Consider the following 7,204-nt stretch of genomic DNA (forward strand, 5'->3'; position numbering starts at 1 on the left):
CTGATTGATGACACGCCCTAGTAAAGTAATTAAAATGGCTTGATTGATAATCAAGCGGACCATGATTATACGCACGGATGGGGAAGCTTTGCAAGCTATCACCCTGCTGCGGAAGTTTTCACAACTCAGACACAAATAGCGGGTAGCCACAACCGTACTGACTGGAACCGCGCGGTCGAATGAAAACCCGCCAAGCGTGAATCCATCATGACCGAGATGGCCAGCCAATGCAACTGGCAAGAAAAAAGCACCTAGGCATCGCTGCCTTAGGTGCTTCTTGTCTGGAGGCGCGGGCCGGAGTCGAACCGACCTACACGGATTTGCAATCCGGTGCATAACCGCTTTGCTACCGCGCCATTATCTTGATAATCACGATTGAAAAGTCTTCGGACTTTTCAATTTATCTGGAGCGGGATAAGAGACTCGAACTCTCGACCTATACCTTGGCAAGGTATCGCTCTACCAACTGAGCTAATCCCGCATTTCACTCGGCAGAAGAATCTCCTGCGTCGTTGCAAGCCATGATTCTATGGCATTTTTCAGTGTTTTCGGCGGCGGCTGGAAATTTCCAGCAAAAATTTCACGCCTTCTTCACACGCGGCGCCTTGGCGGGCTTGCGGGCGGGCTTCTCGCTCGGGGCGGGCTCGACAACCGGGGCCGGAACCACTGGCGCAGCGACCGCGGCAATGGCCTCCAGACCGATCGGCGACGGCGTGCGCTCGAGCGCGATCTCGAGCACGCGATCGATCCAGCGCACCGGCACGATCTCGAGGCCGGCCTTGACGTTGTCCGGGATCTCGGCCAGGTCCTTGACGTTCTCCTCCGGGATCAGCACGGTCTTGATGCCGCCGCGCAACGCGGCCAGCAGCTTTTCCTTCAGGCCGCCGATGGCGGTGACTTCGCCGCGCAGGGTGATCTCGCCGGTCATCGCAACATCGGCGCGCACCGGGATGCCGGTCAGCGCGGACACGATGGCGGTCGTCATGGCGGCACCGGCGCTCGGGCCGTCCTTCGGGGTCGCGCCGTCGGGCACGTGAACGTGGATGTCCTTCTTCTCGAAGGTTTCATCGGTGATGCCAAACGCATGCGAGCGGCTGCGCACCACGGTACGGGCCGCCTCGACCGACTCCTTCATGACGTCGCCGAGCTGGCCGGTGCGGATCACATTGCCCTTGCCCGGCATCAGCGCGGCCTCGATCGTCAGCAGGTCGCCGCCGACTTCGGTCCAGGCCAGGCCAACGACCTGGCCGACCTGGTTCAGCTGTTCGGCGCGACCGTAGCTGTACTTGCGCACGCCCAGGAATTCGTCGAGCTTGGCGGCATCGACAACCACGGTCGGCTGGTATTTCTTCAGCAGCAGGCCCTTGACCACCTTGCGGCAGATCTTCGAGAGCTCGCGTTCGAGCGAGCGCACGCCGGCCTCGCGGGTGTAGTAGCGCACGATGTCGCGCACGGCGTCCTCGGCCACTTCGAGCTCGCCGGCCTTGATGCCGTTGTTCTCGAGCTGCTTGGGCAGCAGGTACTTGAGCGCGATATGGGTCTTCTCGTCCTCGGTGTAACCCGACAGGCGGATCACTTCCATCCGGTCGAGCAGTGCCGACGGGATGTTCATCGAGTTGGAGGTGGCGACGAACATCACGTCCGACAGGTCGAAGTCGACCTCGACATAGTGGTCGGCGAAGGTGTGGTTCTGCTCCGGATCGAGCACTTCGAGCAGGGCCGAGGACGGATCGCCGCGGAAGTCCATGCCGAGCTTGTCGATCTCGTCGAGCAGGAACAGCGGGTTGCGCGCGCCGATCTTGCCCAGGCTCTGCAACACCTTGCCCGGCATGGCGCCGATATAGGTGCGGCGGTGGCCGCGGATCTCGGCTTCGTCGCGCATGCCGCCCAGCGCCATGCGGGTGTACTTGCGTCCGGTCGCCTTGGCGATCGACTGGCCGAGCGAGGTCTTGCCGACGCCCGGCGGGCCGACCAGGCACAGGATGGGCGCCTTGACCTTGTCGACGCGCTGCTGCACCGCGAGGTATTCGAGGATGCGGTCCTTGACCCGATCCAGGCCGTAGTGGTCCTCGTTGAGGACCTGCTCGGCGTAGGCCAGGTCATGCTTGATCTTGGTCTTCTTGCTCCAGGGCAGGCCGACCAGGGTCTCGATGTAGTTGCGCACCACGCTGGCTTCGGCCGACATCGGCGACATCAGCTTGAGCTTCTTGAGCTCGCCTTCGGCTTTCTTGCGTGCCTCGGCCGGCATCTTGGCCAGGCGGATCTTCTTCTCGAGTTCCTCCAGGTCGGCGCCCTCCTCGCCCTCGCCGAGCTCTTTCTGGATCGCCTTGACCTGCTCGTTGAGGTAGAAGTCGCGCTGGCTCTTCTCCATCTGGCGCTTGACGCGGCCACGGATGCGCTTGTCGACGTTGAGGATCTCGACCTCGCGTTCGATCTGACCGAACAGGTTTTCCAGCCTGGGCGCGACCCGGTCGAGGTCGAGCACGGCCTGCTTGGCCTCGAGCTTGAACGGCAGGTGGGCAGCAACGGTATCGGCCAGGCGACCGGCGTCGTCAATGCTGGCGATCGAGGTCAGGACCTCGGACGGGATCTTCTTGTTGAGCTTGACGTACTGGTCGAACTGCTGCATCAGGGCGCGGCGCAGCGCCTCGACCTCGTTGGCCTCGCCAGCGGACTCGTCCTGCTCCGACAGCGGCCGGACCTGGCCGATGAAATGGCTCTCGCCCTCTTCCACGCCGAGCACCTTGGCGCGCTGCAGGCCTTCGACCAGCACCTTGACGGTGCCGTCCGGCAGCTTGAGCATCTGCAGGATGGTGGCGACGCAGCCCATCTCGAACAGGTCTTCCGGGGTCGGTTCGTCCTTGGCAGCGGTCTTTTGCGCCACCAGCATGATGCGGCGCTCGTTCTCCATCGCGGCTTCCAGCGCCTTGATGCTCTTGGGCCGACCCACGAACAGCGGAATCACCATATGGGGGAAGACCACCACGTCACGCAGGGGCAAGAGCGGCAATGCGACGGGCTGGCTGGGCAAAGGGGTGTGTCCGGACATGCTGTTACCTAAATATCTTTCCGCTCAAATGGGGCCGGCGGCAGCGACTTCAAGCCGCGGCCGCCGGCCATCGAGCTGTTGCGGGTCTCAGGCCTGCTTGGCTGCTTCGCGCAGCACCAGCAGCGGTGCCTTGCCTTCTTCGACCGTGGCCGGCTCGACCACCACTTTCTGGACGTTGTCCAGGCTGGGCAGTTCGAACATGGTGTCCATCAGCGCCTGCTCGAGGATCGAGCGCAGGCCGCGGGCGCCGGTCTTGCGCTTGATCGCCTTGCGTGCGATCGCGTGCAGCGCCTCGGGACGGACCTCGAGCTCGACGCCTTCCATCTGCAGCAGCTGGGCGAACTGCTTGACGACGGCGTTCTTGGGCTCGGTCAGGATATCGACCAGCGCATCCTCGCCAAGCTCGGCCAAGGCGGTCACGACCGGCAGGCGTCCCACCAGCTCGGGAATCAGGCCGAAGCGGACCAGGTCATCGGGTTCGACTTCGGCAAAGACGTCGGTCAGGCTGCGCTGCTGCTTGCTCTTGACGTTGGCACTGAAGCCGATGCCGGCAGCTTCGGTGCGCTGCTCGACGATCTTTTCGAGACCGGCGAAGGCGCCGCCACAGATGAACAGGATGTTGGAGGTGTCGACCTGCAGCATGTCCTGGTTCGGGTGCTTGCGGCCACCCTGCGGTGGCACCGAGGCGATCGTGCCTTCGACCAGCTTGAGCAGCGCTTGCTGCACACCCTCGCCCGAGACGTCACGCGTGATCGAGGGGTTCTCGGACTTACGCGTGATCTTGTCGATCTCGTCAATGTAAACGATGCCCTGCTGGGCCTTGTCGACGTCGTAGTTGCAGGTCTGCAGCAGCTTGGCGATGATGTTCTCGACGTCCTCGCCGACATAGCCGGCCTCGGTCAGCGTGGTGGCATCGGCCATCACGAAGGGAACGTTGAGCATGCGCGCCATGGTCGCGGCCAGCAGCGTCTTGCCGGAGCCGGTCGGGCCGATCAAGAGGATGTTGCTCTTGGCCAGTTCGACATCGTCCTTGCGCGCCTTGGCCTTGTGGCGCAGGCGCTTGTAGTGGTTGTAGACCGCCACGGCGAGCGATTTCTTGGCCAGCTCCTGGCCGATCACGTAGCCGTCGAGATGCTGCTTGATTTCAGCCGGGGTCGGCAGCCGGTCGCCGGCCTCGCCCTGACCCAGCACGGTCTGCGGCAGTTCCTCGCGCACGATGTCGTTGCACAGGTCTATGCATTCGTCGCAGATGAACACCGAGGGGCCGGCGATCAGTTTCTTGACCTCGTGCTGGCTCTTGCCGCAGAAGGAGCAATAGAGGGGTTTGTCGCTGGAGGTGCCTTTGTTGTCGGCCATGAAGAATGCCTTGCTCGGACTCGGTGAAATACGTGAAACGCCGATGATAAGTGAAGCCCGCGCGCCGCTGCGAACAGCGGGCGGCACGGGCTGCGGGGGACGGGATCAGGCGCCGCGCTTGTCGATCACACGGTCGACCAGGCCGTATTCGGCCGCCTCGGCAGCGGCCATGTAGTAGTCGCGCTCGGTGTCGCGCTCGATCTTTTCGAGCGGCTGGCCGGTGCGTTCGGCCAGGATCTTGTTGAGGTCGGCGCGCAGGCGCAGGATCTCGCGCGCGTGGATCTCGATGTCGGTAGCCTGGCCCTGGGCGCCGCCCAGCGGCTGGTGGATCATGACGCGCGAGTTCGGCAGCGTGAAGCGCTTGCCCTTGGTGCCAGCAGCCAGCAGGAAGGCGCCCATGCTGGCGGCCATGCCCATGCACAGCGTCGAGACGTCGGGCTTGATGAAGTTCATCGTGTCGAAGATCGACATGCCCGCGCTGACCGAGCCGCCCGGCGAGTTGATGTAGAAGTGGATGTCCTTGTCCGGGTTCTCGCTTTCGAGGAACAGCATCTGCGCGACCACGAGGTTGGCCGACTGGTCATTGACCGGGCCGACCAGGAACACGACGCGCTCCTTGAGCAGGCGCGAGTAGATGTCGTAGGCACGCTCGCCGCGGCCCGATTGCTCGATCACCATGGGAACCATGCCCAGGTTTTGTGCGTCCAATGCGCTCATGTGTGTGTGCTCCAGGAAAACGTTGCAGGGCTTACTGTAACCAATGCCGAATGGCCTGATCAGCAGATGGGGCCTGACGGACAATAAAAAAGGGCGGAAATGCATCCGCCCTCGTTTCGCTTGAGCCAGCGCCGGCCTGAGGGGCCGGCGCCGCAGGATCAGGCCTGACCCATCAGCTCTTCGAAGCTGACCGACTTGTCGGTGACCTTAGCCTGGCCCAGCACGAAGTCGGCGACGTTGCTCTCGATCACGATTGCTTCAACTTCGGCCAGACGGCGGTTGTCGCCCTTGTACCACTGCACCACTTCTTCCGGACGCTCGTAGGAGGCGGCCAGTTCGTTGATGTGGGCGTCAAGCTGCTCGGGCTTGGCCTGCAGGTTGTTGGTCTTGACCAGCTCGGCCACCACCAGGCCCAGGCGCACGCGACGCTCGGCCTGGTCCTTGAACAGCTCGGCCGGGATCGGAGCCTTGTCGGCGTCCTTGATGCCACGCTGCTTGAGGTCGGCGCGTGCGCCTTCGACCAGACGCTCGACTTCCGCCTCGACGCTGGCCTTGGGCAGGTCGAGTTCGGCGTTGGCGACCAGGGCGTCCATCACGGCCGCCTTGTTGCGAGCCTGCAGGCGGAACTTGACTTCGCGCTCGAGGTTCTTCTTGATGTCGGCGCGCAGGGCGTCAACGGTGCCGCCTTCGATGCCGAGCGACTTGACGAACTCTTCGTTGACTTCCGGCAGGGTCTGGAACTCGATCTTCTTGACCGTGACCAGGAAGTCAGCGGTCTTGCCAGCCACTTCCTTGCCGTGGTAGTCGGCCGGGAAGTCGAGCGGGAAGGTCTTGGACTCGCCAGTCTTCATGCCGCGCACGGCAGCGTCGAACTGCTCAAGCATCTGGCCTTCGCCGACCATGAACTGGAAGGCTTCGGCCTTGCCGCCGTCGAAGGGTTCGCCGTCGATCTTGCCTTCGAAGTCGATCGTGATGCGGTCGCTGGCTTCGGCCCAACCGGTCTCGTCACGGGTCGTGAAGGTGCGGCGCTGCTTGCGCAGGATGTCCAGGGTGCGGTCGATGGCAGCGTCGTTGACTTCAGCGCTGACCTTCTCGATCTCGGCGGCGCTCAGGTCACCGATCTTGACTTCCGGGTAGACCTCGAAGATGGCTTCGAAGGCCACGCAGCCTTCAGCAGCGCCGTCCTTTTCGTTGATGCGCGGAGCGCCGGCGATGCGCAGTTCGGCTTCGGCAGCGGCAGCCTGGAAGGCCTGACCGACCTTGTCGTTCATGACTTCGTACTGGACCGAGTAGCCGTACTGCTTGGCGACGACGCTCAGCGGCACCTTGCCCGGACGGAAACCGTCCAGCTTGACCTGCTTGGCCATGCGCTTGAGGCGCGCTTCGACTTCCTGTTGGATTTCAGCCACCGGCAGCTCGAGCGTGATCTTGCGCTCCAGCTTTTCCAGGGTCTCGACGTTCACTGCCATGGTTCTCTCCTAGATGAGGGGTGGCACAGCCCAAGGCTGCACCCGGTGTGTTCTTGCATCGCTTGCCGCCCTGGGGCGGCTGGGCTTGGTTCACAAAACAGACGGCCATCCCGGGGATGGCCGAGCCTGATTTGGGCAAACTTTGATTGTAGCCGAGCCCGCCTGGCGGGCCGGCGGGCTACCGACGCCCCAGCGCGCGAGCGGACTTTACATGCCAGCGTAGTTGGGCCCGCCGCCGCCCTCGGGCGTGACCCAGACGATGTTCTGCGTCGGGTCCTTGATGTCGCAGGTCTTGCAGTGCACGCAGTTCTGCGCGTTGATCACCAGCTGGTCCTGTCCATCCTTGTTCATGAACTCGTAGACACCAGCCGGGCAGTAGCGGCTCTCGGGACCGGCGAACCGGGCCAGGTTGATGCCGACCGGCACGCTGGCGTCCTTCAAGGTCAGGTGCGCCGGCTGGTTTTCCTCGTGGTTGGTGTTGCTGATGAAGACCGAGCTCAAGCGGTCGAAGGTCAGCTTGCCATCCGGTTTCGCGTAATCGATCTTCGGGCTTTCGGCCGCGGGCTTGAGGTAGGTATGGTCCGCGTGCGTACGGTGCAGGCTCCACGGCGGG

Annotated in this window: 6 protein-coding genes and 2 tRNA genes; all 8 read right to left on the bottom strand. The window is 63.3% G+C overall.

All coding sequences use genetic code 11. The features are described 5' to 3' along the window. The coding region (locus C6P61_RS18085; RefSeq protein WP_211297002.1) for a hypothetical protein at positions 1-240 on the bottom strand (240 nt) is incomplete at its 3' end. Between the two features lie 42 nt (positions 241-282). After that, positions 283-356, bottom strand: a tRNA-Cys gene (locus C6P61_RS17265). A gap of 49 nt (positions 357-405) precedes the next feature. Next, positions 406-481, bottom strand: a tRNA-Gly gene (locus C6P61_RS17270). A gap of 99 nt (positions 482-580) precedes the next feature. Then, complete coding sequence (gene lon / locus C6P61_RS17275; protein ID WP_105731134.1) at positions 581-3,049, bottom strand: endopeptidase La; 2,469 nt, start codon at positions 3,047-3,049, stop codon at positions 581-583. 87 nt (positions 3,050-3,136) lie between these two features. Further along, a complete protein-coding gene (gene clpX / locus C6P61_RS17280; protein ID WP_105731135.1) occupies positions 3,137-4,405 on the bottom strand; it encodes an ATP-dependent Clp protease ATP-binding subunit ClpX in 1,269 nt (422 codons plus the stop codon). Between the two features lie 105 nt (positions 4,406-4,510). Continuing rightward, complete coding sequence (clpP, locus tag C6P61_RS17285) at positions 4,511-5,122, bottom strand: ATP-dependent Clp endopeptidase proteolytic subunit ClpP (protein WP_105731136.1); 612 nt, start codon at positions 5,120-5,122, stop codon at positions 4,511-4,513. Positions 5,123-5,280: 158 nt separating this feature from the next. Continuing rightward, positions 5,281-6,591, bottom strand: coding sequence for a trigger factor (tig, locus tag C6P61_RS17290; protein ID WP_105731137.1), 1,311 nt, complete (start codon positions 6,589-6,591; stop codon positions 5,281-5,283). A 207-nt stretch (positions 6,592-6,798) separates the two neighbouring features. Then, on the bottom strand, positions 6,799-7,204 hold a 406-nt coding region (locus C6P61_RS17295; protein ID WP_170067412.1), incomplete at its 5' end, for a 4Fe-4S dicluster domain-containing protein.

The organism is Malikia spinosa, assembly GCF_002980625.1.
Classification (GTDB): Bacteria; Pseudomonadota; Gammaproteobacteria; order Burkholderiales; family Burkholderiaceae_C; genus Malikia; species Malikia spinosa.

What these genes read in the sequence shown, in the direction of transcription:
- clpX (WP_105731135.1), bottom strand. Translation starts at nt 4,405, where the DNA reads ATGGCCGACAACAAAGGCACCTCCAGCGACAAACCCCTCTATTGCTCC.
- lon (WP_105731134.1), bottom strand. Translation starts at nt 3,049, where the DNA reads ATGTCCGGACACACCCCTTTGCCCAGCCAGCCCGTCGCATTGCCGCTC.
- tig (WP_105731137.1), bottom strand. Translation starts at nt 6,591, where the DNA reads ATGGCAGTGAACGTCGAGACCCTGGAAAAGCTGGAGCGCAAGATCACG.
- clpP (WP_105731136.1), bottom strand. Translation starts at nt 5,122, where the DNA reads ATGAGCGCATTGGACGCACAAAACCTGGGCATGGTTCCCATGGTGATC.